Consider the following 24,452-nt stretch of genomic DNA (forward strand, 5'->3'; position numbering starts at 1 on the left):
TATTGCTACGGTTATTTTTTATATTCGACTAACTATCCGTTTTCTTTTTATCAGGTACAACAACACTCCCGCTTCCATAATACGTAGGCACTTCCCCTTGAACAATGCGCGTTGCAATCGGAACATCTTGTTTTACTTTTATTTCTTTCGTATGAAATGGAATAATCACTTGCAACGTGACTTCCATCTCCATAATAATTTGAATCGCTGTCGTATTGATTCCGTGCGGTTCAATTTTTTGTTTAATATCGGTATTCACATGACCAATCGTCGTGAAATCAATCGGAATATCGGGCCCTATATTTCCAAGAAGCGCATTATCCGTTACTCGACCAAAAGGAACTGCCATCGTTGCCCCATTTTTTTCAGAAATACCTAGCCCCTTCAAATTACCTTGTTCTACTTGCTGTAAATATTTTTCTATGTACATAGTCGTTGACGTTACGATTTCATTTACTTGCTTCGTATTTAAATTAATTGTGGATACTTTCCCGTTTTTATCATTTTGTACTTTCATTAATGAATCGACATCGAACCCTTCATTAATTCTATCTTTTACCGCCTTCGTCATAACCGCTGTCGCCATTTTATGCGTCTCTACTTCTCCATATTTTATTAATGTCGGCTGAATGCTGCTATTCACAATCCATAACCCTTGCACGAGTAATATGACAAAAAGAATAAACGACATAAGCAGTATGTGCCGAAAGGAAATAGGCCCCCTTCGAAACCGCGAATTTTTCGAACGAAATATACTCATAAAAAAACCTCCTTCTTATATCATTTCTATGCAAGAAGGAGGGACGATATATGCTTATCTCATTTTTAATAACGCTTCTTTTCCGATTGTACCGGCCGTAATACCTAATGCCTCGGCTTCAATCGTCACTGATTCTAACGGTGCTTCAAGAAGTTGTTCAATCGTTCTTACACCAACCGCACGGCCAGCAATAATTCCTCGATCACCTAACTTCTCATTTAAAAGACCTACATCTAATGCACCGCACATAATATATCCTTTATCGCTCATTACAGCTAGCAAATTTGTCTTTGGAAGTTTGACGCTAACCGCAATAAACGTATAATTATCGATTATAATTGGCTCCACATTAACCATAGTTCACACTCCTCTCTTTCTTATCTGTATGACAAGAGAAAAATGAGTGTTACAAGTTAACTAGCCTATAGTTTGACGGAAGATGTATGAGTTATCAACACGTCTGTTAACACATCTCTGAGTAACTCTGGCATATAATATTGTTTGTCAGAAAGTGTGGATAGTTCTGGGTATAAGTATCCGAATGTAAACATATCAATCGTTCCTACCGTATATATACGATCTAATTCCAGCGATTCCCCGTTAATTAGTACATCTTCCAGTAAAATTTTATTCCCAGGAATTGTATCTGGAATGACTTCGACACCAGCGTAAATCATTTTCCCCATCACTTTCCCGCGAAATCCGAATCCTTTTACCTCAAGATTCTCCATATTCGGGCGACGCGCTTTCAAAATAACTTCTCGTAACGTTTTTCCTGGTACTTTTAATAAACATGGATTGATTGGATGTGGACAAATTCTGTGAATATCTCCGCGCGTCACAACACCTTCCTCTAACCCTTCAAGAAGTACACCCGCATTCACCATTCCAATCTCTGCACCGCACCACGTTTTCAGCGCATTTGCTAACATGTCCGAAAATGGTGTCTCATGAAACCAATCGACGGGTAATGAGTCCTTTAAATGAACGACAGGCTCTGCCATAATCTGTTTACTTTCTTCCTGCAGCATTTCAATTGTGGATAACGGTTTGCTATAAGCACCTAAACGTTCTGTCTTAATCGCCCTACCGTCCTTTTTCAATAACTTCTTCGTCTCTTTATCCACAGTAAGCTGAACGTGCCCAACGTAACGTCCCCACTTTTCACAACAACAAAGTAAAGTATTATTCATAAGAACGCCACGCTCAAATAAATGATGCGTATGTGCACCTAAAATAACATCTATATCATAATGCTCTGCCATATACTCATCCATGCTTTTTCCAAGATGAGAAAGGACAACGGTAATATGAGCCTCATCTCGCACTTCTTCTAAAATAGACTCTAAATGGATAAGCGGATCTTCAATATGCCAATCGAGCATATGATAAAACTCTGGATAAGCAACCGTTAACCCGATAAAAGCAATCGTAATCCCATCTGTCGTTGTATGTAATTTATAAGGCTTTGCCCACTCCGGACGTACACCTTCTTTTTCAAATAAATTCGCGACGAGCACCTCAAATCCAGCATCATCATATAAACGATTCAAATGCTCCTTCGCTAACGTAATTCCTTCATTATTTCCGATCGTTACATAATCATATAACGCCTCATTCAAAAGCTTCGTATTGCCAAGTCCATTCGTCGCTTCCGAAATACTATGAAAACGATCCACATGATCGCCGATATCAACCGTCAAAACGGTCTCTCCCGCTTCCTGTCTTCGCTTTTTCTCCCCTTGTACAAACCGAGAAATTTGCGGCCAATTTTCAAAATGACTATGTATATCGTTTGTATGATAAAGGTGGATGATTGTTTCTTTATTTATATTCAGAGAAAAAACCTCCTCTCAGTTCCTTACTGCCATTTACGCTACACGTACGCAATAATCCTGTAAATACTTTTCGTCTTTTCTTGCTATTTTACATTGTACTCGCATTGTGAGAAAAAGCCAAAGATTGTCCTTTCCATATAAATTTTTCTGCATTATCATCTATATAGGAGGTGTTCTTATTAAACTTTATAGCTTACTCTCACTCTTATTTGCACTAGCAGGAAGCATCTTATTTATCGCTTCCGTACTTTACTTACCTAATCTATATCTATTTATTAGCTTCCCTCTCGTTATTCTCGGCTTCATGTTTAGCATGATTGCAATATCTAAAAACGAAGCTAGCAAATTGAGATTTGCCGGTATCTTTATCTTACTTCTATTAATTCTCTTTGTATTAATAGGTATTCCTTTTATATTTGTTGGATTCGGATTTTAGAGCTAGTTATTGCTAGCTCTATTTTTATCCCGCATTTAACGGGTAGTAAGACCCCCACCTCAAAATTCAGCGAAAGCAAAGACGTGAGGTGCGGGATCAACTGCTCGTAAAAGCCCGATTGGTTCAACTAATAATCAGTGGGGGATGAACACCCCCCCACTGATTAAAGTTTCACTTTATGTTGAGGGGGTATATGAAGCATTTCTTTTGTCTTACTTTGTCGATAAGTCGATATCCCTTGTCGAATCGTCGATATATTGAAATAATAGCTGATATATTTAGTTGAACACCCACCAGGGTATCCCATCCATCCTAGCCTGCCCCCAACACAACACAACATAAAAAAGCGCCCTGCACAGCAGGGCGCTTCCACTTTATATATTATCCAGTTCCAGCGGCTAGAATGTTCGGTGGCTTCACTTCTTCCTATGAGGCAAAAAGCGCCTCTACGTCAGAAGCTCCATCCCCCTCACATTCTGAACGAGCCGCTTCCACTTTAAATATTAACCAATAGAACCTTCCATCTCAAACTTGATTAGGCGGTTCATTTCAACTGCGTATTCCATTGGAAGTTCGCGAGTGAATGGCTCGATGAAGCCCATTACGATCATTTCTGTAGCTTCTTGCTCAGAAATACCGCGGCTCATTAGGTAGAATAATTGTTCTTCTGATACTTTCGATACTTTCGCTTCGTGCTCAAGTGAAACGTAATCGTTTTTGATTTCGTTGTAAGGAATCGTATCAGATGTAGATTGGTTATCCATGATTAACGTGTCACACTCGATGTTAGAGCGAGAGTTTTTCGCTTTTGGTCCGAAGTGTACGATACCACGGTAAGTTACTTTACCACCATGCTTCGCAATCGATTTAGAAACGATTGTTGAAGACGTGTTTGGTGCTAAGTGAATCATTTTCGCACCAGCATCTTGGTGTTGGCCTTTACCAGCAATCGCGATAGATAATGTTAAACCACGAGCGCCTTCGCCTTTTAAGATAACTGCTGGGTATTTCATCGTTAATTTAGATCCGATGTTACCGTCAATCCATTCCATCGTTGCGTTTTCTTCACAAACCGCACGTTTTGTAACTAGGTTGTATACATTGTTCGCCCAGTTTTGGATTGTTGTATAACGGCAATATGCATCTTTTTTAATGATGATTTCTACTACCGCACTGTGAAGTGAGTTAGTCGTGTAAACAGGTGCTGTACAACCTTCTACGTAGTGTACGTGTGCGCCTTCGTCTACGATGATAAGCGTACGCTCGAATTGTCCCATATTTTCAGAGTTAATACGGAAATACGCTTGAAGTGGTGTATCCACTTTAATACCTTTTGGAACGTAGATGAATGATCCACCAGACCAAACTGCAGAGTTTAATGCAGAGAATTTGTTATCTGTTGGTGGGATTACTTTTCCGAAATGCTCACGGAAAATATCTTCGTTCTCTTTTAATGCGCTATCTGTATCTTTGAAGACGATTCCTAGAGCTTCTAGGTCTTCTTTCATGTTGTGGTATACAACTTCAGATTCGTACTGTGCAGATACACCAGCTAAATATTTTTGCTCAGCTTCTGGAATACCTAATTTATCAAATGTTGCTTTAATTTCATCAGGTACTTCATCCCAAGACTTCTCAGATTTCTCAGATGGTTTTACGTAGTACGTAATTTCATCGAAATCTAAGTCGTTTAAATCGCCGCCCCATTGTGGCATTGGCATTTCATAGAACTTATCCAGTGATTTTAAACGGAAGTCTAACATCCACTGTGGTTCTTCTTTCATACGTGAAATCTCTTCAACGATCTCTTTTGTTAAACCGCGTCCAGCACGGAAAATCGAAACGTCTTTGTCTTTGAAACCATATTTATAATCGCCGATATCTGGCAGTTGCTTCGCCATGTTGGTGTGTCCCTCCTTAGATAACCTCGTTTTTAGGAACCTTTAACATTACTTATCTTCGTTTAAGCCCTTTTCTAACGCTTTCCACGCTAATGTTGCACATTTAATACGTGCCGGGAACTTGCATACGCCTTGTAATGCTTCAATATCTCCTAAATCAATGCTGTCATCGTACTCTTTTCCTAGCATCATGTCAGAGAAAATTTTAGAAAGCTGAAGTGCCTCTTCAATTTTCTTACCTTTTACTGCTTGTGTCATCATTGAAGCTGAAGACATTGAGATAGAACATCCTTCTCCTTCAAACTTCGCTTCTTGCACAATACCTTCTTCTACTTTCATCGTAAGTTGAATACGATCGCCGCAAGTTGGATTGTTCAAGTTAACAGTAACACTATCTTCTAACACGCCATTGTTACGAGGATTCTTATAATGATCCATAATAACTTGACGATATAACGTATCTAAATTATTAAATGACATTTGTGAAATACTCCTTTGTCTTGATTAGCGATTCAACAAATGTATCAATTTCTTCTTTTGTATTATATAAATAGAAGCTCGCACGTGCTGTAGAAGAAGCCTTCAGCCACTTCATAAGTGGTTGTGCACAGTGGTGTCCTGCGCGAACCGCAATGCCTTCTACATCTAATACAGTTGCTACATCGTGAGGATGTACGTCTTCAATATTAAATGTAACAAGACCAGCACGATGCTTTGGACCATAAATTGTAACGCCATCTACTTCAGATAGTCTTTCTAAAGCATATTGCGCTAATTCATGTTCATGCTTTTCAATATTATCAAGACCGATTTCTTCTAGGAAATCAATTGCCGCTCCAAGTCCGATTGCATTACCGATAATCGGTGTACCTGCTTCAAACTTCCACGGAAGCTCTTTCCAAGTAGATTCTTGTAAATCTACGAAATCAATCATTTCACCGCCAAACTCAATTGGCTCCATATTGTTTAGCAATTCTTTTTTACCATATAATACGCCGATACCTGTAGGTCCGCACATCTTATGAGCAGATAATGCGTAGAAATCACAGTTTAAATCTTGTACATCTACTTTCATGTGAGGTGTACTTTGTGCACCGTCAACGACCATAATTGCGCCATTTTCGTGTGCGATTGCTCCGATTTCTTTTACAGGGTTAATCGTTCCAAGCACGTTTGAAACTTGCATAATAGAAACGATTTTTGTATTCGGTGTAACTGTTTGACGAACATCTTCTAAAGAAATTGTACCGTCTGGTTGAAGCGGAAGGTATTTTAAAGTTGCACCAGTTTTCTTGGCAACTTGTTGCCACGGAATGATGTTACTATGATGCTCCATGTAAGAAATAACGATTTCATCGCCTTCTTTTACATTTTCAAGACCATAGCTAGCCGCTACTGTATTTAATGCAGTTGTCGTTCCGCGCGTGAAAATAATCTCTTCCATTGACTTCGCGTTAATAAACTTGCGAACTTTCTCGCGTGCACCTTCATACGCGTCGGTAGCTTTCGTACCGAGCGTATGAACACCGCGATGCACGTTAGAATTATATTCTTTATAGTAACGTTCTAACGTTTCAATGACTTGAATTGGTTTTTGAGAAGTTGCTGCACTATCGAAATAAACAAGTTGTTTGCCGTTCACTTTTTGATCAAGAATTGGAAACTGTTTGCGTATTTCATGAATATTCATTAGCGAACTTTCCTTTCAATTACCTCAACAAGCTGTGCCTTTACTCCTTCAATTGGAAGCTCATTTACTACAGGTGCTAAGAATCCATGGATGACTAAACGTTCTGCTTCGCGTTTTGGAATACCACGGCTCATCAAGTAGTATAATTGGTACGGATCTACGCGGCCTACTGAAGCTGCGTGACCTGCCATTACATCATCTTCGTCGATTAAAAGAATTGGGTTTGCATCACCGCGAGCTTTTTCATCTAACATAAGAACGCGAGAAGATTGTTGTGCATTTGATTTAGATGCACCGTGTTCAATCTTACCAATTCCGTTAAAGATAGATGTTGCACTATCTTTTTGTACACCGTGTTTTAAAATCCAACCTTCAGAGTGTTTACCGAAGTGAACAACTTTAGTTGTAAAGTTTTGTGTTTGGTTACCACGGCCAATTGTTACTGTTTTTGTATCAGCATATGATCCGTCGCCCATTAAATTCGTAACGTTCTCTGAAATAGTGTTTCCGTCATTCATAAGGCCTAGAGCCCAATCAATGCGGCCGTCGCGTCCAACAATGCCGCGGCGGTTAACGTAAGTTGTTACGTCTTTTGCTAATAGATCAACCGCACCGAACTTCACTTGTGCGCCTTGTTCCACGATTACTTCTGCTACGATATTTGCAATACCTTTAGCATTTTCATTTGCAACATAGTTTTCTACATAAGTTGCAGTACTGTTCGCATCAGCTACGAATAATACGTGGTTATATACGTTAGCTTCTTCGCCGTCTACTAAGAATACAGCTTGAAGTGGAGTTTCAAGAACAACGTTTTTCGGAACATATACAAATGCACCGCCGTTGATTAATGCAGCATGAAGTGCAGTTAAACGATGCTCGTCTACCTTCACGCCGTCTTTCATTAAATACTTTTGTAATAGTTCAGCATGCTCTGTTGCAGCTGTTACGATGTCTGTAAAAATAACACCTTTTTCTTTTGCTTCGTCCGCTAAAGAAACGAACGCAGTTGTACCAGTACGTTGTACTAATACGCTGTTATTTTCATCGATTAAGTTTTTCACTGCTTCTGGAAGCTCTGTTAAAGAACTTACAGGCTCTTGCTTAGCAGCGTCGCCTTTTCCGATAAAGTCCCATTTTTCAATTTTCGTTTTATCAGGCGTTGGCATTGGAAGTTCAGTTGCTTGTGCAAGAGCTTGTAAGCGGAACTCAGTCAACCAAGCAGCTTCGTTTACTTCGCTTGCGCGCTGACGGATTGTTTCTTGATCGAAAGGTAATGTACCGATTGTCATGTTTATGCTCCTCTCTTACGCTTCTTGCTCTGCTGTTTCGTCTTCAATACCTAATTCTTTTTTAATCCAGTCATAACCTTCAGCTTCTAGACGTTGTGCAAGCTCAGGACCACCAGATTTAACGATACGACCGTTCATCATAACGTGAACGAAGTCTGGAGTGATGTAGTTTAATAAACGTTGGTAATGCGTAATCATTAGGCAACCGAACTCTTCGCCGCGCATTTGGTTAATACCTTTAGATACAACTTTTAATGCATCGATATCAAGACCTGAGTCGATTTCGTCTAAGATTGCGATTTTTGGCTCAATCATCATTAATTGAAGAATTTCGTTACGTTTTTTCTCTCCACCAGAGAAACCTTCGTTTAAGTAACGTTGTGCCATTTCTGGATCCATTTCTAGGAATTCCATGTTTTTATCTAAAGTACGGATAAATTTCATAAGAGAAATTTCATCGCCCTCTTCACGACGTGCGTTAATTGCAGAACGTAAGAAGTCAGCGTTTGTTACTCCGCTAATTTCACTTGGATATTGCATTGCTAGGAATAGACCTGCTTGTGCGCGCTCGTCTACTTCCATTTCTAATACATCTTCACCGTCGATGATGATGCTACCTTCTGTTACTTCATACTTTGGGTGACCCATAATCGCAGAAGATAAAGTTGATTTACCTGTTCCGTTAGGTCCCATAATTGCGTGGATTTCTCCACCTTTTACTTCAAGGTTTACACCTTTTAAAATTTCTTTGCCGTCAATTGATACGTGTAAGTCTTTAACCGTTAATGTAGAACCAGCCATCTCAATACCTCCATTAATCCTATATATACATTTTAAAAATTACTAAAACGTTCATATTCTCATTTTATTCTCATTCTAATCTTATATCAAATAAAATGATATCGCAAACGACGAAAAAAAGTAACAGTTTTTTCACAAATGTATATAAGTATTTCCTTTTCACCTTTCTATGATACACCTTTCTTCTTATTTATATAAAGAAAAAAGGACTGGGTAATTACCAGTCCTTTCCTTATATTTATTCACTTACCGGTAGCACGGCACCTTTATATTCCTTATTAATAAAATCTTGAATTTCTTTTGAATGCAGCACTTCTACTAATTCTTTAATTTCTTTTTTCTTCTCGTCACCTTTACGAACTGCAATAATATTTGCGTACGGAGAGTCTGATCCTTCAATCGCAATTGCATCCTTTGTTGGATTTAATTTCGCATCAATTGCGTAGTTTGAATTAATAAATAAAGCATCCCCTTCATTATTTTCATATAACTTCGGTGACAATCCAGGCTCTACATCTGTTTTAAACTTTAAGTTTTTCGGATTTTCTACAACATCTTTTACTGTTGCTTTCACAACATCTACACCATCTTTTAATTTAATCACGCCGCCTTTTTGTAATAACGCTAACATACGGCCACGCTCCGCTACGTTATTACTCATAATAACTGTCCCACCATCTGGAAGTTCTTTTAAACTTTTATATTTCTTAGAATAAATGCCCATTGGCTCTAAATGTATTTTTCCTGCGTTTACAATTTTATATCCCTTTTCTTGAATTTCTTTATCTAAATAAGGAATGTGCTGGAAGTAGTTTGCATCAATTTCCTTATCCGCTAACGCTTTATTCGGCAGCACATAATCTTGGAATTTTTTAATTTCTAATTTAATACCCTTTTTCTCTAATATCGGCTGTGCCTTTTCTAAAATAACAGCGTGCGGCACGTTAGAAGCTCCCACAACAAGCTTATTCTCATCTTTCCCCCCGCAAGCAGCTAATGTAAACACAGACAGCGCTGTAACAACTGACAGTAGAATCTTTTTCATATGATGTCCCCTTCTCCCTTATAGTTATGTAGTTAGAAAAAAGGACCGGCATACACCAGCCCTTTTTCAGTAATTATTCTTTTACAGGAACAACTGCCCCTTTATATTCTTTATTAATGAAGTCTTCAATTTCTTTAGAATGTAGTACTTCTACAAGAGCTTTAATCTCTTTCTTATCTTTATCGCCTTTACGAACAGCTACTACGTTTGCGTATGGAGAATCGTCACCTTCAATTGCAATTGCATCTTTTTCTGGATTTAACTTCGCATCAATTGCATAGTTCGAATTAATTAAAACAGCGTCGCCCTCTTTATTGTTATACACTTGTGGTAATAAACCAGGATCAATATCCGTTTTGAATCTTAAATTTTTTGGATTATCCGCAATATCTTTTGGAGTTGCTTTAACTGGATCTACCCCATCCTTAATTTTTAAAATACCTTCTTTTTGTAAAATTGCTAAACCACGTCCATGGTCAGCAACAGAATTACTCATAATAATTGTCGCCCCGTCTGGAAGTTCTTTTAAGCTTTTATATTTTTGAGAATATACACCGATTGGCTCTAAATGAATTTTTCCTGCTACTTCAAAATCATATTTTTTATCTTTTATTTCTTTTTCTAAATATGGAATGTGCTGGAAGTAGTTTGCATCTAAATCCTTATCCGCTAACGATTTATTCGGCAACACGTAATCTTGGAATTTTTTCACTTCTAATTCAATTCCTTTTTTCTCAAGTAACGGTTTTGCCTTTTCTAAAATTTCAGCGTGCGGTACGTTAGAAGCACCGACAACAAGTTTCTTTTCATCTTTATCTTTCCCGCCACAAGCAGCTAACCCAAAAATTGAAGTTGAAATAAGTGCTGTAAGTAATAATTTTTTCATTTGAAACATCCTCCTGTTTTTTTATTATCGTTTATCTATTCGAGTCGTTAAACTATCACCAATCCACTGAATGAAAAATACAACTAGTAATACACAAATTGTCGCAACGATTGTTACATCGTTATTTCCTCGTTGGAATCCTTCTAAATAAGCAAGTGTTCCAAGACCACCAGCACCAACAACTCCCGCCATTGCCGTATAGCCTACTAAAGCAATTGTCGTAACCGTAATACCAGATACTAATGCTGGTAACGCTTCTGGAATTAACACTTTCAAAATAATTGTGCTTGTTTTTGCTCCCATTGCTTTTGAAGCTTCAATTACACCTTTATCAATTTCACGAAGTGCAATTTCAACCATTCTCGCGTAAAATGGTGCCGCTCCAATAATTAAAGCCGGAAGTGCTGCACTTGCTCCAAGAATTGTTCCAAGCAAGATCTTTGTGAATGGGATTAATAAAATAATTAAAATGATGAACGGTATCGAACGGAAAATGTTTACGAACGCTCCAATTGCTGTGTTAACCGTTTTGTTTTCCCATAAATTATCTTTCGCCGTCATGAAAAGTAACAATCCTAAAATTAGTCCTAAAACAAATGTGGCAAGAGCTGCGATTGCCGTCATATATAACGTTTCACCAGTTGCTTCTAACATTTGATTCCAATCAACATTTGTGAGTAACTTATCCATGTGCAATCACCTCCAGCTCTACTTGATCTTGATGTATCCCCTCTATCGCTTGCTGAATCGCTGTTTCCTCACCATTTAAATGAACGACTAAACTACCGTAAGAGCCGTTATTCGTTTGTGCGATATTTCCTTGCAAAATACTAACTTCTATATCACTGCGTTGCATTAATCTTTGAAGCACTGGTCTTTCTACAGCCTCACCGATAAACTGCAAACGAACGACTTTACCATCTGGATACTTTTCAATTAAACTTTCAATCGTTTCATTTGTATCTTCAGAATCCGTTAACTGCTGTACAAATCGCTTTGTAATGTCTTTCTGCGGATTGCGGAATACATCAAGTACTGGACCCGTTTCTACAATTTTTCCTTTCTCCATTACCGCCACTCGATTACAAATCTTTCGAATCACGTGCATCTCATGTGTAATAAGTACAATTGTTAAACCGAGACGCTTATTAATATCTAATAATAAATCTAAAATTTGATCTGTCGTTTCTGGATCAAGCGCTGATGTTGCTTCATCACATAAAAGCACTTGTGGGTTGTTAGCTAATGCTCTTGCAATCCCAACACGTTGCTTTTGTCCTCCGCTTAGCTGGGATGGATACGCGTCTCCTCTTCCTTCTAATCCAACAAGATGAATTAACTCATCCACACGTTTTCTTCTCTTCGCTTTATCAACACCTGCAATTTCAAGTGGGAACTCGATATTTTCACGTACAGTTCGTGACCAAAGTAAATTGAAGTGCTGAAAAATCATTCCAATTTCTTGCCTTGCCTTACGAAGTTCACTTCCTGTAATTGCTGAAATCACGCGATTTGCAATTGTAATTTGGCCAGAAGTTGGTTTCTCTAACTGATTGAATAATCTGATTAAAGAACTTTTCCCAGCACCACTATATCCGATAACACCAAATATTTCGCCTTTGTCTATTTTTAAATTGGCATTATCTACAGCAGTGACATCACCGCTTTTTGCTTTATATATTTTCTTTACATTCTCTAATAGAATCATGGTGTATCACCCCTTTTTTGTTTGGATCGACTCCGCAATTTTTTATGTTTAATGCGTGTAGTCCACCGTTATCACTACTTTTATTATTTGAATGTCCTCCACATTCAAACAATAAAAAAACCTTTCCGCTTTAGAGAAGCAGAAAGGTTTATATGCGTATATAACAACATTATCCCTCTCTCTCATCTCTCAAAGCATTTGCTTTGCAGGAATTGGCACCATTTCAACATAAGTTGACGGTTGCCGGGCTTCACAGGGCACAGTCCCTCCACCTCTCTTGATAAGAGAAATCAGATTACATTTTCGTCTGATTTGTAATTTATGAAATTGTCTATATTTTATGAATTGAATTGTATCAACATCCACACACCATGTCAACAGAAATTTTCGTAAAAAATGAAACTTCAGAATTTTAAGCACCTACTGACATCGGTTTACATATATGAAACATCGATTCAACTAATAGCATCGTTCGATACGTTCCCGAATACTGTACACGTCCATCGTTCATTAACATTTGCAATCGTACATTTCCGTTCACCAATTGTTTTACATCTTCCTCATCTACACAAACGATTTGCTCTGTTCCTCGTTCCTCATGTAGCAGCTCTATATAATCTCTTGAAATTTGTAACGAACAGCTTTCATCTCCAAAGCGGAAATTAACAGTTTTTTCTCCTTGTCTTAAAAGCGGTTCTAAATGATATTGACCATTAGCGTAATTTACAAATGATTGCAGCAAAGAATATAATTTCACCCTAAATCACATCCTTCATATCACTTTCTATTACTCATACCATTCCCTCTCACTAAAGAGCAATCCTGTTACTTTCGCTCGACAAATACTGTAACCACCCTGCATCTCGACATATTTCCCGAGAAATATGTCGAGGCGGCAAAAACTTTGCCGCCTACTTTAATTCCGTATATAAATATTCAACCGAATGAAATGCGTATATCTTCTTCATGAGTGTCCCATTTTCAAAAACAAGTAAACAAGGTACACTTTCAATACCATACTCTTTCGCTAAATGCGGAGCATAATTTAAATCTAACATTCCAATTTTCAAGTCTTCAATTGTCATCTCAACGACTGTTAACATCTTTTTTGCTAATTGGCATGTTCCACACATTGGAGTATATACATATAACACTGTTTTTTCTTCGTTCTCTATTAGGGCTGTTGCTTCGGCTCCTGTCCAGTCAATCACTTCTATCATTCCTTACCGTAAATATTCTGTATAAACGTCAATGTCAGCTCCCCATAATACATTTGCTAAGTGTGAAGATGGCGCAGTTGCCACTTCCCGGTACGAGCGATCAATGTAAATATGCTCTGCTTGCGGAAATTCTTTTCGAAATTGTTTCCTTAACTTTTCTCCAGCATCATCAGCATCCACTAGTACATACACTTCCTTATCAAAAAACTGATCAATGAGCTCATCCATTTTCGACAAACCAATTGTACCATTTGTACAAACAATTTCCACTGGTTCCCGAATAATAGATTCAATCTTTTTTCTGTCTGATTTACCTTCTACAATAATGACTTTTTCTACATAAATCATATGTCATCACCCGATCACCATATACTATACAACCTTTAACTTAGTATATAGTATATTCGTTATTTTCATGTTGTTTCCTGTTTATTTTTGCAAAAGAAAAGCGCAAGCAGCTCGTTCAGAACAAGAGGGCACCCGAACTCGTGAACTAGAGGCGCTTTTTGCCTCAAGTGAAAGAGTGAAATGACCGACTGTCCTAGCTGCTGGAGATGGACAATAAAAACTTAGACGAAAAAGTTTTTTCAAAAAACGTTCTCCTACACGATAATTAGTATATGATTCTACGTTCATTATTTTTCACAAAATAAAAAAGGACAGCACAAAGGCTGTCCTTTAATCGACTATAATTAGTCTTGGTTTGTCATTTCTGCATATTTTTCAGCAGTTAATAACTTCTCAACTTGGCTTGCATCAGAAAGTTCAACTTTAACCATCCATGCACCCTCGTATGGAGATTCGTTAACAAGTTCTGGTTGGTCACTTAATTCTTCGTTTACTGCTACAACTTTACCACTTACAGGTGCATATAACTCAGAAACTGTTTTAACAGATTCTACGCTTCCGAATGGCTCGTCAGCTTGGATTGTTGCACCTACTTCAGGAAGTTCAACGAATACGATATCGCCTAACTCACCTTGTGCAAAATGAGTAATACCGATAACAACCGCATTACCTTCAGTTTTTACCCATTCGTGTTCTTCAGAGTAACGTAAATTATTTGGAATGCTCATGACTGTACCTCCAGTGAATGTATTAATTATGTAAAAATACCTTATTGGTACTTTTTCCACACACTTTCAAACTGCTCTTCGTTAAAACCAAGTGTTACATTCGTTCCATCTGTTACAATTGGACGTTTAATCAACATGCCATCAGATGCTAAAAGCTCGTACATTTCGTCTTCACTCGCATCTTTTAACTTATCTTTCAGACCAAGTTCACGGTAACGCATTCCACTTGTATTAAAGAATTTTTTCAATGGTAATTCACTTTTTTCATGTAAATTACGTAAATCTTCTTTTGATGGTGGATTTTCAACAATATGAATCATCTCATATGCTACATCGTTTGCCTCAAACCATTTCTTTGCTTTTTGACATGTGCCACACTTTGGATATGAATAAAATGTTACTGTCATAAATTCACCTACTTTTTTACTAACCTTTACCTTTATCATATAGAAAACGTTTTATTATTTCAAACGATTATTCGCTAAACTTTTACTTATTTCGTGATTATTATTAATAATCCTGCTAATTTTTCTTATTTTTCCGCCATTTGTTAAGAAAAAGTAAATATATAATTTTTTTTAGATTCTTCTCTCCTCCCTCGCCGAACATATATCTTAAACAAACGTTTGATTAATTCCCCTTTTTTCTTTGTTAACCCTTGAGTTGCATCGGTTTCTTCCTACCGAACATACATCTTAAACAAACGTTTGATTAATTCCCCTTTTTTCTTTGTTAACCCTTGAGTTGCATCGGTTTCTTCCTACCGAACATACATCTTAAACAAACGTTTATTTAACCATTTCAGCCTATAGTCACAAAACCTGGAAACACTTTACATGACAAAGACATACAGATAAAAGGAACTAACAATTTTGGCCGTAATAGTGAGAGTATTCCATGATGTTGAAGAAATTACTGCAAAGAAAAAAGACGCATTTAAATTGATGCGTCTTTTGGAGATGTTTCTTTTGTGAAATCATATAAAGCAATTGCGCCTAAAATAACCAATATACTTTCAGGGGCATCTAAAAAAATAGTTCTCCAAGTTTCTGATATTACCCATTTAATACCTGCCGCTGATTCAAGATATGCTTGAAAATAACTGATTGTAAAATCAATTACAAATAAACATACAAGTAATGTTAGACCAAATCGAATTAATTTCTTGTTTTTAAACATGTAACACCTCTCAAAATTCATTGAATATTTCTGAGTTCAGTTCTCTACATTAAAAAATCCCTATATTTAATTTTAACATACAAAATATCCAAATAAATACAATATGCACATTTGCATATTTCATGAATATTGAGGAATTACTGTTAATAAAAAAGCTCTACAAGTAACCTCATAACAATGGAATCATTCGGACCATTATATAACCGATTCCTGCATACAAAATAAAGGAGAAGCCTTGTTTACAGGCTCCTTCATCATCTATTCAAATAATCGGCAATTGTTTGAAATACTACGATATACATATTATGAATACTTTCTTCAGTATTTCCACCATTCGATAAACCAACTGCCCATTGTTGCCCTTCACCACTTCCGATATTTGCAAAGCCTTGCGTATACATAGCATTTACATCTTTTCGTGCACTGTTATACTCTATCCCTTTTGTAATAAAAATCGAATATGATTTATCTTGCAAACCGATAAAAAACACTGGTTTCTTTAGCGATGAAAATACATCTTTATACTGCTCTGTTGAGGCTTCTTGAAAGTGATCTTTCATTATTAGAAAACCATCTACTTCCTTAGATTTCTTTTCCAGTTCCTCTAACTTCATTTCCTCAAACTTTATATTCCTAAACGTATCTTTCGGCTTTTCTCCAACAACTCCAATTACGAGTGCTCTCCCGTTGTATTCTAAATTCTCTCCTTCGTTATCCTTTGCACACCCAGTACTCACTAGGCATAACAATATAAAAACTAAGAAATACAGTGAACGCTTCATATAGCACCCTCCCCCTCTTTTCAGTCAAGTGACAAAAATGTAAGGTGAATTCAAGAAAATGTAAGTAAAATCGATAGCCCAATTGGATTTTCTATATTATAATCAATTGAATTTATTTACATTACTAAAACATAGGAGATTATCATGAAGAAATTTAAACTTTCGTCTCTTTTTCCGTTAAGTTATATACTTCTACTCGTACTCGTAAGTCCCCTTTACGATGTATTAAATAAATCTACTGTACACGCAGTAGATGTCACAACTGTAGTAGATGATTGGATTCCATTTGTGAAAGCATTTATTATTCCTTATTTACTTTGGTTTCCTTACTTATACGGCGCACTTATTTATTATTGCTTTGCAGATCGAAAACAATATTATGTCACTTTAAGTAGTATCATCCTTGGAAAACTTGCTTGTTTTTCTATTTATTATTTTTGGCAGACAACTGTACCACGTCCAACAGTCGTTGGATCAGACGTATTTTCCGAACTAGTTCGCTATATTTATAGTATCGATCAACCGGTAAACTGTTTCCCTAGCATTCACGTTCTTACTACCTTTGTCATTATGCTAGCTGCCTTTAAACGTAGAGAACAACATGCTTTTGAATATTACATCCTTACGTTCTTCGGTACGCTTATTATTTTATCAACGCTATTTACGAAGCAACATGCATTTGTAGACGCCATTTCTGGAATGACGCTTGCAAGCATACTTTATTTCGGCGTTCAGCTGTTATTAGCAAAAGAAACAGTACGTGTTCCAGTAAAACAAAATCATAAAATGTAAAAAGCAGACTGTGGCTTCCAGTCTGCTTTTCTCTATATAAAGTGAAACTTTAATCAGCCCTCACCAATCGGGCTTTTACGGGCAGCCCGACCCCCACCTAACTTCTTTGCTTTCGCTGAATTTTGAGGTGGGGGTCTTACTGCCCGTTAAATGCGGGATAAAAGGAGATTTTCAAGTTAAGATTGCGGTACAGTCATATCACCAGAGTGAATACGACCTGCTTTTTTAAGAGCAATGTAAAGTATATAAGAAACAGCTACTGGAATGATGATATAAGTGATTACCATCGCTGGGACAACTTCCCATCCTTCGCTAGAAATTAAATTAATTGGTGCGATAAGAGAACTTAATCCAAGACCTGCAATTTCTTTTCCTGCTTCCAGTTGGAAAATTAATGCGGATACAGGACCAACTATAGCACTGGCGACGACAGTTGGGACGAGAATCATTGGATTTTTAGTTATATTTGGCAATTGTACTTTCGGAGTACAAAGTGCTTGCGCTAATATGCCACCTAAATTGTTTTCTTTCGCTGAGATAACAGAGAATCCGATAAACTGGGCTACGCAGCCTGCAAGAGCAGCACCACCTGCAACACCGTCTAAGCTAAGTGCGATCGCTAACGCAGCTGATGAAGCTGGAGAGATAAGTAATAGTCCCCAAACTACTGCAATCACGATAGAAGCGATAAACGGGCTACCAGCTGAACTATCTTTAATAAATGCTCCAACTGTATTTAAAACGGGAGTAATATTATGAGATAACCAAATACCGACTAAACCAGAACCTAATATTGCCGCAAATGGAACGAGCATCATATCTAATGCAGTTTTTCCACTTAAACGTTTACCAATATATACAGCTAAAGTTGCTGTTAATAATGCACCGATTGGCTCACCTGTTTTAATAATTAGACCTGCTTCAGTAATTGAAATGGATCCAGCACCAATCGCTCCAGCTACCATAGCCGAGAAGATTACAAGACCATTTGCACCGAGCATAAAAGCAATTCCGGCACCAATGGCTGGTGCCATAAGTGATTTTGCAACAACTCCGATTGTAATAAGCAACGGAATATCAACAATTCTTCCTATATTTTCGATTAGTAAACCAATTCCAAGGGATACGAAAATACCTTGCGCGATTCCAGCTGACGCTTTAAATACACGAGACATTATATATTCCTTCATTTGTTTCACCTTCTCCTATAAGTTAGTAACCAATTGTTTTCATATAATCACGTAAAATATCGTTTGATTTTGCGAATCGAGATTCTTCATCCTCTGTTAAGTTTAGTTCTACAACTTCTTTCATACCATCTCTAGTAATAATAGCTGGCACTCCTGTACAAATATCATATTCACCGTACTCCCCATCTAAAATGGCTGAGACAGCAATTACACGGTGATCATCGTTAAAGATTGAACTCGCAATATACGCTAGAGAATTTCCAATTCCGTAATAAGTAGTACCTTTTCGTTTATAAATTTCCCATCCAGCTTTTGCAGTCTTCTCAACAATTTCATCTAAATCTATTTCACCAAATCGTTCTTTTTGTTCTTCTAAAATTTGTAGAATTGGCTTTCCACCAACAGCTACGTGAGACCAAGCAACCATTTGAGAATCACCATGTTCTCCTAATGAATACCCATGGATACTACGAGGATCTACATGTAACATTTCAGATAAAATTGTTTTTAAGCGAGAAGAATCTAGTGATGTACCAGTACCGATTACACGATTTCTAGGTAATCCAGATAATTTCCACACTTGATATGTAATAATATCAACTGGGTTCGATGCAAGTAAGAAAATACCATCAAATCCACTTTCCATTACGCCGCCAACAATACTTTCCATAATCTTCGCACTCGCTCCTAAAGTATCTAAGCGACTTTGTCCAGGCTTTGGTGCTGGTCCTGCTGTAATAATAACGATGTCCATATCTTTACAGTCTTCATAGCTTCCTGCATATACTTTTGTTCTTGTATTTGTAAAGTTAATGCAATGTGATAAATCCATCGCTTCCCCAACTGCACGTTCATGATTTATATCAATTAATAATAGTTCTTCGCAAATGCCTTGATTTACAATGGAATATGCACAACTTGATCCAACTAATCCAGTACCGATAATTGCAATTTTTCTTGTATTTCTTTTCATAGCAATCTCTCCTAATTGATCATATAATCTATTTCTTTTGTTCTTTACACTCCTAATTATAGAGATTCCCACGATAGAAACCATGGATACTTTGTGAAATATTGAACAAAGTTTTTGTCCTTTTTGTGAATTGTTATATTCCATTTTCGTCATATTTGTTACAACTGGAAAAATATTTATTATATATTTATTGACATACACAAAAGAAAAAAACGAGCGACTTCATTCGCCCGTTTTTTCATCCCATTATTCTGCACTTAATTGGCCTTTTAATTGCTGTACAATCATTGGGTTAGCAGGTGCTGCCGGTTTGTAATAACTCTTTTGCTTTGCGTACTCATACATATTACGTTGACGCATCTCATCTTGATTACGAATTTGAATTAACGTTTGATGTAACTGTTCATTATCAGACTGAGCAATATAATTTGCATAACTTGTTAAACTTGCATTTAACCCTGCTAAATAATCATTTACCATATCTTTTTCATTCATCTGTCGTTTCCTCCTATCCTAGGAAAGTCATTAATTGCTGTTTCGTATTTCGTGCATCTTGCGCATCCTTTTGTAACATTTGTTTCAGTTGTGGATCTGTACAAGCCTGTGCATACTGGTCTAACTTGTTAATAATTGTTGCGTGTCCACCAATTAAATGACGTAAGTTTTCTACTTCAAGCTCTGTTAAGTTTTGCATAGAATACTCCTACCTTTCTTCTTTCATTCTTCTTTAGTATTCTGTTCTTTTTAAATCGTATTCATGAAAAAGCTTTCTTACATTTCAAATCAATCACATCTATTTATAAATCCAATAAAATGTTATAATTACAGAAAAATACAATTTTTCAATAGGTAACCTATGACAACAATATAATCCCCAAACAAACCATAGTAGGTAGGTGTGCTTATGCCAAAATATTTTAAAGTTATCTTCTTAATGGTTTATGCGTTACTGTACGTAAAATTGTTGATTGATATATTAACTTCAAAACCACTATTCACTTCTATCCCTTTACATATGTTATTTCTCATTTGTTTTTTGGTCATTGCGCTTAGCAACTATAAAAACCGCAATACTACATTTTTCTTAATATTTATTAGTGCAACTCTATTAGTAAGCGTTAGTTTAATGAAAAACACCTTTTTATAAACTATACATAACGAAGGAGCAATGAACATGAAAACCCACGACTTCCTTACAGAAATCCAAAAAGGCTCTGAACCTAGTCCCTATCAAGATCCTATCGTATTCAGTTTCGTTTGCTTTTTCTTAGCGATATATACATTTTTCAAGCCAGCTAAATAATATCATTTAACGAGAAAAAGCCTACCGATCTTTTGAAATCATATGCACTAAAAAAACCTTAGAATTGCTTCTAAGGTTTCCGGTAGTCTCGCTTCCTATTCAATCTCGCATTACATATAATCCTTTAATAAAAGTTTCCAATAATACATGTAAACTTGTATCTAAATCTAATGGCAGACCAAATCCACCTTGCTGCTCAATCGACGCAAATCCGTGACAAATACTTCTGAATCCACGTGTCGCATGAAGTCCATTCTCTCCTTCTAATCCGTACTGTTGTAAAACCTGAAGACAAAGCTTTACAATCCCGTCACCTGCTTTTCTCACTTCTTCATCTCGTAAAAAAGTTGCTTCATACAGTCCAGGATGTTTACGTACGAATGCTACATACGCTTCTCCTAAAGCATGGACTGCTTCATCCATCCGTTTACCCTCAGCAGCTTCTTCCAGTCTGTTATGCAGCTGTTTGATTCCGTAAATGCCAAGATTTTTCCGTACATCTTGTAAGCCTTTCACATGATTGTATAGCGAGGGTGAACGTATCCCTAATGTTTGTGCTAATGAAGCTAACGTTACTTCTTGTATTCCATTTGCATCTGCAATTTCTGCTGCTGTTTCTACAATTTTCTGTAATGTAAGTCCGATTCTCGGTGACATAAATTAACCCTCTTTCCTACTTTCTATATTCCGCTTAGCTTCCTTAATAGCAAGTTGTATGACAGTGTCTGGATTTTTTATCATTTTCCCATGTCCTGCCGCGAGCAAGGAAGGCCCATATTCGCTTAACTTCTCTGCACTTTGTAATGATATTTCATTGCTCCACGTTGCCATCGCAGGAAACGGAAACCAAAATTTCATTTGTCCCGAAACAGCCATACCTCCTCTTGTTTGGAATGCATCCCCGACAATAAGAGCTTTATTCCGTACATCAAGAAACGACATAGATCCTGGCGTATGTCCCGGTGTCATAATCGCAAGAAGCGATCCAACTCGGTCGCCATCTTCCAATAACACATCAGGTACCGTTTTTACTTTTTTAGGTACACCGCCTTTTATCGGTATATTCGGTTCATCCTTTTGTAACGTCGTATCTCCTTCTAACAGCTTTGCGTCCCGCTTAGAAATATAGACTGGAACATTAGGAAGCAATTCCTTTAATGCGTCTAATGCACCGATGTGATCATCATGCGCATGTGTTAATACAATGTTAGTAATGGGTTTTCCTATTTTCTCAGCTGCCTGTAAAATACCTTTTGCGCTATATGGCAAAGCCGCATCAATTAAAGTTAAACCATCTTCTTCCTCTACAAAGTAACAATTCACAGGAAACACTCTTGGCAAAAATGACAATTGATATACCGTTTTTTCATGTATCACTCTCATATTCCCATCTCCCTTTTCACGAAAACTAACACTATTAGTTTTATTATACTAATGGTGTTAGTTTTGTGTCACTAAAAATTTCATTTTTGCAAAAAAAAAAGAAAAGTAGCCGTTCATACGACTACTTTTCTTTACAGCTATTAAACTGTGTAACGCTCATCTTCTAAAATTTTCGCAGCAATTTCACGTTTCTTCGGAATTACGTTAAGTGGTGTGTGGCGAGTTAATTTACGTAATGATGATAACATCATGCGCAGCATGTCGCCGTTTTCAACTGCGATAAGTGTTTCTTTCGCATCTGCTTCGATTTCGTTGAATGCTTCTTGGCAGAATACTTCAGTGTATAACACTTTTTGTTTATTCTTTTCAAGACCAGTTGTTTTAATCGCTTTTTCTGTACGAAGAACAGCTGACTCCATTGCGTATAGGTTGCTTACGATGTCAGCGATATTCACAAGAATTTCTTGCTCTTTATCTAATGCTTTACCGTATTTTTGAGCAGCTAATCCAGCTACCATTAAGCCGATTTTCTTCGCGTTAGTTACTAAATATTTTTGAAGTGCTAATGGCTCATCGCCTACTTCTTCTGGCATCATCATCATTAACTCTTCTTGTAATTTTTGTGCTTTTTGAAGAAGTGGTAATTCACCTTTCATCGCTTTACGTAAGAACGTACCTGGTACGATTAGGCGGTTAATTTCGTTCGTTCCTTCGAAAATACGGTTAATACGAGAATCGCGGTACATTCTTTCAATCTCGTACTCTGCCATAAATCCGTAACCACCGTGAATTTGAACACCTTCATCTACTGTATAATCTAGTACTTCAGAACCGAATACTTTATTTAAAGAGCACTCGATTGCATATTCAGCGATAGAAGCTGCTACTGCTTTACCATCCTTTACTTCTTCTTCAGATAATGTGCTCATGCGGCTTTCGAATAAGCCTACTGTACGGTATACAGAGCTTTCAGCTGCATATGTTTTTGCTGCCATATTCGCAAGTTTCTCTTGAATTAATGGGAAACGAGCGATTGGTTGTTTGAACTGTTGACGTTGGTTTGCATATTGTGCTGAAATTTCTACTGCACGTTTCGCAGATCCAACTGTACCAACACCTAATTTATAACGGCCGATATTTAAAATGTTGAACGCGATAATATGACCTTTACCGATTTCACCAAGTAAGTTTTCTTTCGGTACTAATGCATCTTCTAAAATTAACGTACGAGTTGAAGAACATTTAATACCCATTTTCTTTTCTTCTGGGCTTGTAGATACGCCAGCATATTCTTTCTCTACAATAAATGCTGAGAAGTGCTCGCCATCAATTTTTGCGTACACGATAAACACGTCAGCAAATGCAGAGTTTGTAATCCATTGTTTTTCACCATTTAATACATAATGTGTACCTTCTGCATTTAAACGTGCAGTTGTTTTTGCACCTAATGCATCAGATCCTGAACCTGGCTCAGTTAATGCGTACGCAGCTAATTTTTCACCAGTTGCAAGTAATGGTAAATACTTTTTCTTTTGCTCTTCGTTACCGAATAATACGATTGGTAACGATCCAATACCTACGTGAGCACCGTGAGTAATTGCAAAACCACCAGCGCGCGAGAATTTCTCTGCGATTAACGCTGAGCTTACTTTATCAAGACCAATTCCGCCGTACTCTTCTGGTACGTCAGCGCCTAATAAACCAAGCTCCCCAGCTTCTTTTAAAAGACGAACAGAACGATCAAACTCGTGTTGCTCTAAATATTCAAGCTCTGGAAGAACTTCATTTACGATAAAGTCCTCTGTCGTTTTCGCAATCATTTTATGCTCAGATGAAAAATCCTCTGGCGTAAACACTTGATCAATCGTAATCTCATCAACTAAAAAGCTACCGCCTTTAACCGCATTTCCTACTGTTTTTTCCATGAAAATTTCCTCCTTCATATTTTCATAAGCCGCTTCTCTCCTTTTTAAAAGAAGCTGGCTCGCAATTTTATTTTTTATAAACCTTTGTTGCTTCCATTCTTTGCTTTAGTGCCTCTTCGTCAGGGCTTCCAACGCCCTCCTGTTCTGAGCAAGCCACTTCCACTTTTTTTATAATCCGGTTCCAGCGGCTAGAATGCTCGGTGGCTTCGCTTCTTCCTACGAGGCAAAGAGCGCCTCTATGTCTGAAGCTCCATCCCCCTCACATTCTGAGC

At 37.3% G+C, this 24,452-nt stretch carries 29 protein-coding genes and 1 riboswitch; of the genes, 3 read left to right on the forward strand and 26 right to left on the reverse strand.

Annotated elements, in window-relative coordinates; translation table 11 throughout:
• Window positions 1-28: 28 nt before the first annotated feature.
• The 3 genes from yunB to ACTFOB_RS12290 form a co-directional block, all read right to left on the reverse strand.
• Complete coding sequence (yunB, locus tag ACTFOB_RS12280; RefSeq protein WP_147808987.1) at window positions 29-760, reverse strand: sporulation protein YunB; 732 nt, start codon at window positions 758-760, stop codon at window positions 29-31.
• A 54-nt stretch (window positions 761-814) separates the two neighbouring features.
• Complete coding sequence (locus ACTFOB_RS12285) at window positions 815-1,117, reverse strand: YunC family protein (protein ID WP_000248463.1); 303 nt, start codon at window positions 1,115-1,117, stop codon at window positions 815-817.
• A gap of 65 nt (window positions 1,118-1,182) precedes the next feature.
• A complete protein-coding gene (locus ACTFOB_RS12290) occupies window positions 1,183-2,598 on the reverse strand; it encodes a bifunctional metallophosphatase/5'-nucleotidase (RefSeq protein WP_440026388.1) in 1,416 nt (471 codons plus the stop codon).
• A 178-nt stretch (window positions 2,599-2,776) separates the two neighbouring features.
• Between ACTFOB_RS12290 and ACTFOB_RS12295 the strand changes: the two genes are divergently transcribed.
• The gene (locus tag ACTFOB_RS12295) at window positions 2,777-3,034 is read left to right on the forward strand and encodes a hypothetical protein (protein ID WP_440026390.1); all 258 of its coding nucleotides are present in this window, start codon (window positions 2,777-2,779) and stop codon (window positions 3,032-3,034) included.
• A gap of 503 nt (window positions 3,035-3,537) precedes the next feature.
• Here the strand turns inward: ACTFOB_RS12295 and sufB are convergent.
• From sufB to ACTFOB_RS12375, 16 genes are all read right to left on the reverse strand, one after another.
• Window positions 3,538-4,935: a Fe-S cluster assembly protein SufB gene (sufB, locus tag ACTFOB_RS12300; protein WP_001118824.1), complete on the reverse strand. Its 1,398-nt coding sequence runs from the start codon at window positions 4,933-4,935 to the stop codon at window positions 3,538-3,540.
• 48 nt (window positions 4,936-4,983) lie between these two features.
• Window positions 4,984-5,415 (reverse strand): Fe-S cluster assembly sulfur transfer protein SufU, encoded by a 432-nt coding sequence (gene sufU / locus ACTFOB_RS12305; RefSeq protein WP_000009525.1) that lies wholly within the window; start codon window positions 5,413-5,415, stop codon window positions 4,984-4,986.
• Window positions 5,405-6,625, reverse strand: a complete 1,221-nt coding sequence (gene sufS, locus ACTFOB_RS12310) for a cysteine desulfurase SufS (protein ID WP_001020767.1) — start codon at window positions 6,623-6,625, stop codon at window positions 5,405-5,407. Before sufS ends, sufU begins: the two co-directional genes overlap by 11 nt.
• Window positions 6,625-7,917, reverse strand: coding sequence for a Fe-S cluster assembly protein SufD (sufD, locus tag ACTFOB_RS12315; RefSeq protein WP_000152176.1), 1,293 nt, complete (start codon window positions 7,915-7,917; stop codon window positions 6,625-6,627). Before sufD ends, sufS begins: the two co-directional genes overlap by 1 nt.
• A 15-nt stretch (window positions 7,918-7,932) precedes the next feature.
• The gene (gene sufC / locus ACTFOB_RS12320; RefSeq protein ID WP_000929162.1) at window positions 7,933-8,718 is read right to left on the reverse strand and encodes a Fe-S cluster assembly ATPase SufC; all 786 of its coding nucleotides are present in this window, start codon (window positions 8,716-8,718) and stop codon (window positions 7,933-7,935) included.
• A gap of 238 nt (window positions 8,719-8,956) precedes the next feature.
• The gene (gene metQ, locus ACTFOB_RS12325; protein ID WP_087986017.1) at window positions 8,957-9,763 is read right to left on the reverse strand and encodes a methionine ABC transporter substrate-binding lipoprotein MetQ; all 807 of its coding nucleotides are present in this window, start codon (window positions 9,761-9,763) and stop codon (window positions 8,957-8,959) included.
• A gap of 73 nt (window positions 9,764-9,836) precedes the next feature.
• Window positions 9,837-10,649 carry a methionine ABC transporter substrate-binding lipoprotein MetQ gene (gene metQ, locus ACTFOB_RS12330; protein WP_440026169.1) on the reverse strand — a complete coding sequence of 271 codons (813 nt, stop codon included), beginning with the start codon at window positions 10,647-10,649 and terminating at the stop codon, window positions 9,837-9,839.
• Between the two features lie 24 nt (window positions 10,650-10,673).
• On the reverse strand, window positions 10,674-11,339 hold the full coding sequence (locus ACTFOB_RS12335) for a methionine ABC transporter permease (RefSeq protein ID WP_440026171.1): 666 nt from the start codon (window positions 11,337-11,339) through the stop codon (window positions 10,674-10,676).
• Complete coding sequence (locus ACTFOB_RS12340) at window positions 11,332-12,357, reverse strand: methionine ABC transporter ATP-binding protein (protein ID WP_000601756.1); 1,026 nt, start codon at window positions 12,355-12,357, stop codon at window positions 11,332-11,334. The genes ACTFOB_RS12335 and ACTFOB_RS12340 overlap by 8 nt, the downstream gene beginning before the upstream one ends.
• Before the next feature lie 179 nt (window positions 12,358-12,536).
• Window positions 12,537-12,644, reverse strand: a riboswitch (SAM riboswitch).
• A gap of 125 nt (window positions 12,645-12,769) precedes the next feature.
• A complete protein-coding gene (locus tag ACTFOB_RS12345) occupies window positions 12,770-13,114 on the reverse strand; it encodes a hypothetical protein (RefSeq protein ID WP_000781217.1) in 345 nt (114 codons plus the stop codon).
• A 154-nt stretch (window positions 13,115-13,268) separates the two neighbouring features.
• Window positions 13,269-13,577: a thioredoxin family protein gene (locus tag ACTFOB_RS12350; protein ID WP_002008881.1), complete on the reverse strand. Its 309-nt coding sequence runs from the start codon at window positions 13,575-13,577 to the stop codon at window positions 13,269-13,271.
• 3 nt (window positions 13,578-13,580) lie between these two features.
• The gene (locus ACTFOB_RS12355) at window positions 13,581-13,925 is read right to left on the reverse strand and encodes a toprim domain-containing protein (RefSeq protein ID WP_440026175.1); all 345 of its coding nucleotides are present in this window, start codon (window positions 13,923-13,925) and stop codon (window positions 13,581-13,583) included.
• Window positions 13,926-14,269: 344 nt separating this feature from the next.
• Window positions 14,270-14,653 (reverse strand): glycine cleavage system protein GcvH, encoded by a 384-nt coding sequence (gcvH, locus tag ACTFOB_RS12360; protein WP_000026895.1) that lies wholly within the window; start codon window positions 14,651-14,653, stop codon window positions 14,270-14,272.
• Window positions 14,654-14,694: 41 nt separating this feature from the next.
• A complete protein-coding gene (locus ACTFOB_RS12365; protein WP_000218968.1) occupies window positions 14,695-15,060 on the reverse strand; it encodes an arsenate reductase family protein in 366 nt (121 codons plus the stop codon).
• A 529-nt stretch (window positions 15,061-15,589) separates the two neighbouring features.
• On the reverse strand, window positions 15,590-15,832 hold the full coding sequence (locus ACTFOB_RS12370; protein WP_440026177.1) for a DUF3937 family protein: 243 nt from the start codon (window positions 15,830-15,832) through the stop codon (window positions 15,590-15,592).
• A 254-nt stretch (window positions 15,833-16,086) separates the two neighbouring features.
• Entirely contained in the window at window positions 16,087-16,614 is a 528-nt protein-coding gene (locus ACTFOB_RS12375) for a hypothetical protein (protein WP_440026178.1), read from the reverse strand.
• A gap of 144 nt (window positions 16,615-16,758) precedes the next feature.
• Between ACTFOB_RS12375 and ACTFOB_RS12380 the strand changes: the two genes are divergently transcribed.
• Window positions 16,759-17,406, forward strand: a complete 648-nt coding sequence (locus ACTFOB_RS12380; protein ID WP_151632314.1) for a phosphatase PAP2 family protein — start codon at window positions 16,759-16,761, stop codon at window positions 17,404-17,406.
• Between the two features lie 176 nt (window positions 17,407-17,582).
• On the opposite strand, the gene ACTFOB_RS12385 is transcribed toward ACTFOB_RS12380, so the two are convergent.
• The 4 genes from ACTFOB_RS12385 to ACTFOB_RS12400 form a co-directional block, all read right to left on the reverse strand.
• A complete protein-coding gene (locus tag ACTFOB_RS12385; RefSeq protein WP_000666176.1) occupies window positions 17,583-18,596 on the reverse strand; it encodes a PTS transporter subunit IIC in 1,014 nt (337 codons plus the stop codon).
• A gap of 22 nt (window positions 18,597-18,618) precedes the next feature.
• Window positions 18,619-19,569, reverse strand: a complete 951-nt coding sequence (locus ACTFOB_RS12390) for an L-lactate dehydrogenase (RefSeq protein WP_225990191.1) — start codon at window positions 19,567-19,569, stop codon at window positions 18,619-18,621.
• 246 nt (window positions 19,570-19,815) lie between these two features.
• A complete protein-coding gene (locus ACTFOB_RS12395) occupies window positions 19,816-20,064 on the reverse strand; it encodes a spore coat protein (RefSeq protein ID WP_001002985.1) in 249 nt (82 codons plus the stop codon).
• Between the two features lie 13 nt (window positions 20,065-20,077).
• Window positions 20,078-20,263, reverse strand: a complete 186-nt coding sequence (locus ACTFOB_RS12400; protein WP_001180550.1) for a hypothetical protein — start codon at window positions 20,261-20,263, stop codon at window positions 20,078-20,080.
• Between the two features lie 210 nt (window positions 20,264-20,473).
• Between ACTFOB_RS12400 and ACTFOB_RS12405 the strand changes: the two genes are divergently transcribed.
• Window positions 20,474-20,716: a hypothetical protein gene (locus tag ACTFOB_RS12405; protein WP_440026182.1), complete on the forward strand. Its 243-nt coding sequence runs from the start codon at window positions 20,474-20,476 to the stop codon at window positions 20,714-20,716.
• 255 nt (window positions 20,717-20,971) lie between these two features.
• Here ACTFOB_RS12405 and ACTFOB_RS12410 read toward each other — a convergent pair whose 3' ends face one another.
• From ACTFOB_RS12410 to ACTFOB_RS12420, 3 genes are all read right to left on the reverse strand, one after another.
• On the reverse strand, window positions 20,972-21,529 hold the full coding sequence (locus tag ACTFOB_RS12410; RefSeq protein WP_440026184.1) for a TetR/AcrR family transcriptional regulator: 558 nt from the start codon (window positions 21,527-21,529) through the stop codon (window positions 20,972-20,974).
• A gap of 3 nt (window positions 21,530-21,532) precedes the next feature.
• Window positions 21,533-22,255 carry an MBL fold metallo-hydrolase gene (locus ACTFOB_RS12415; protein WP_440026186.1) on the reverse strand — a complete coding sequence of 241 codons (723 nt, stop codon included), beginning with the start codon at window positions 22,253-22,255 and terminating at the stop codon, window positions 21,533-21,535.
• A 140-nt stretch (window positions 22,256-22,395) separates the two neighbouring features.
• Window positions 22,396-24,180: an acyl-CoA dehydrogenase family protein gene (locus ACTFOB_RS12420; RefSeq protein ID WP_000416287.1), complete on the reverse strand. Its 1,785-nt coding sequence runs from the start codon at window positions 24,178-24,180 to the stop codon at window positions 22,396-22,398.
• Window positions 24,181-24,452 lie beyond the last annotated feature (272 nt).

Origin of the sequence: Bacillus cereus group sp. MYBK79-1 (assembly GCF_051915365.1) — a bacterium.
GTDB lineage: Bacteria > Bacillota > Bacilli > Bacillales > Bacillaceae_G > Bacillus_A.

Coding starts and splice junctions, on each gene's coding strand:
- ACTFOB_RS12375 (WP_440026178.1), bottom strand. CDS start 16,614: ATGAAGCGTTCACTGTATTTCTTAGTTTTTATATTGTTATGCCTAGTG.
- ACTFOB_RS12390 (WP_225990191.1), bottom strand. CDS start 19,569: ATGAAAAGAAATACAAGAAAAATTGCAATTATCGGTACTGGATTAGTT.
- ACTFOB_RS12400 (WP_001180550.1), bottom strand. CDS start 20,263: ATGCAAAACTTAACAGAGCTTGAAGTAGAAAACTTACGTCATTTAATT.
- sufS (WP_001020767.1), bottom strand. CDS start 6,625: ATGAATATTCATGAAATACGCAAACAGTTTCCAATTCTTGATCAAAAA.
- ACTFOB_RS12410 (WP_440026184.1), bottom strand. CDS start 21,529: ATGTCACCGAGAATCGGACTTACATTACAGAAAATTGTAGAAACAGCA.
- ACTFOB_RS12405 (WP_440026182.1), top strand. CDS start 20,474: ATGCCAAAATATTTTAAAGTTATCTTCTTAATGGTTTATGCGTTACTG.
- ACTFOB_RS12335 (WP_440026171.1), bottom strand. CDS start 11,339: ATGGATAAGTTACTCACAAATGTTGATTGGAATCAAATGTTAGAAGCA.
- ACTFOB_RS12415 (WP_440026186.1), bottom strand. CDS start 22,255: ATGAGAGTGATACATGAAAAAACGGTATATCAATTGTCATTTTTGCCA.
- metQ (WP_087986017.1), bottom strand. CDS start 9,763: ATGAAAAAGATTCTACTGTCAGTTGTTACAGCGCTGTCTGTGTTTACA.
- ACTFOB_RS12385 (WP_000666176.1), bottom strand. CDS start 18,596: ATGAAGGAATATATAATGTCTCGTGTATTTAAAGCGTCAGCTGGAATC.
- sufD (WP_000152176.1), bottom strand. CDS start 7,917: ATGACAATCGGTACATTACCTTTCGATCAAGAAACAATCCGTCAGCGC.
- ACTFOB_RS12380 (WP_151632314.1), top strand. CDS start 16,759: ATGAAGAAATTTAAACTTTCGTCTCTTTTTCCGTTAAGTTATATACTT.
- ACTFOB_RS12355 (WP_440026175.1), bottom strand. CDS start 13,925: ATGATTTATGTAGAAAAAGTCATTATTGTAGAAGGTAAATCAGACAGA.
- ACTFOB_RS12370 (WP_440026177.1), bottom strand. CDS start 15,832: ATGTTTAAAAACAAGAAATTAATTCGATTTGGTCTAACATTACTTGTA.
- sufC (WP_000929162.1), bottom strand. CDS start 8,718: ATGGCTGGTTCTACATTAACGGTTAAAGACTTACACGTATCAATTGAC.
- sufU (WP_000009525.1), bottom strand. CDS start 5,415: ATGTCATTTAATAATTTAGATACGTTATATCGTCAAGTTATTATGGAT.
- ACTFOB_RS12350 (WP_002008881.1), bottom strand. CDS start 13,577: ATGATAGAAGTGATTGACTGGACAGGAGCCGAAGCAACAGCCCTAATA.
- yunB (WP_147808987.1), bottom strand. CDS start 760: ATGAGTATATTTCGTTCGAAAAATTCGCGGTTTCGAAGGGGGCCTATT.
- ACTFOB_RS12420 (WP_000416287.1), bottom strand. CDS start 24,180: ATGGAAAAAACAGTAGGAAATGCGGTTAAAGGCGGTAGCTTTTTAGTT.
- ACTFOB_RS12365 (WP_000218968.1), bottom strand. CDS start 15,060: ATGACAGTAACATTTTATTCATATCCAAAGTGTGGCACATGTCAAAAA.
- sufB (WP_001118824.1), bottom strand. CDS start 4,935: ATGGCGAAGCAACTGCCAGATATCGGCGATTATAAATATGGTTTCAAA.
- metQ (WP_440026169.1), bottom strand. CDS start 10,649: ATGAAAAAATTATTACTTACAGCACTTATTTCAACTTCAATTTTTGGG.
- ACTFOB_RS12340 (WP_000601756.1), bottom strand. CDS start 12,357: ATGATTCTATTAGAGAATGTAAAGAAAATATATAAAGCAAAAAGCGGT.
- ACTFOB_RS12285 (WP_000248463.1), bottom strand. CDS start 1,117: ATGGTTAATGTGGAGCCAATTATAATCGATAATTATACGTTTATTGCG.
- ACTFOB_RS12395 (WP_001002985.1), bottom strand. CDS start 20,064: ATGAATGAAAAAGATATGGTAAATGATTATTTAGCAGGGTTAAATGCA.
- gcvH (WP_000026895.1), bottom strand. CDS start 14,653: ATGAGCATTCCAAATAATTTACGTTACTCTGAAGAACACGAATGGGTA.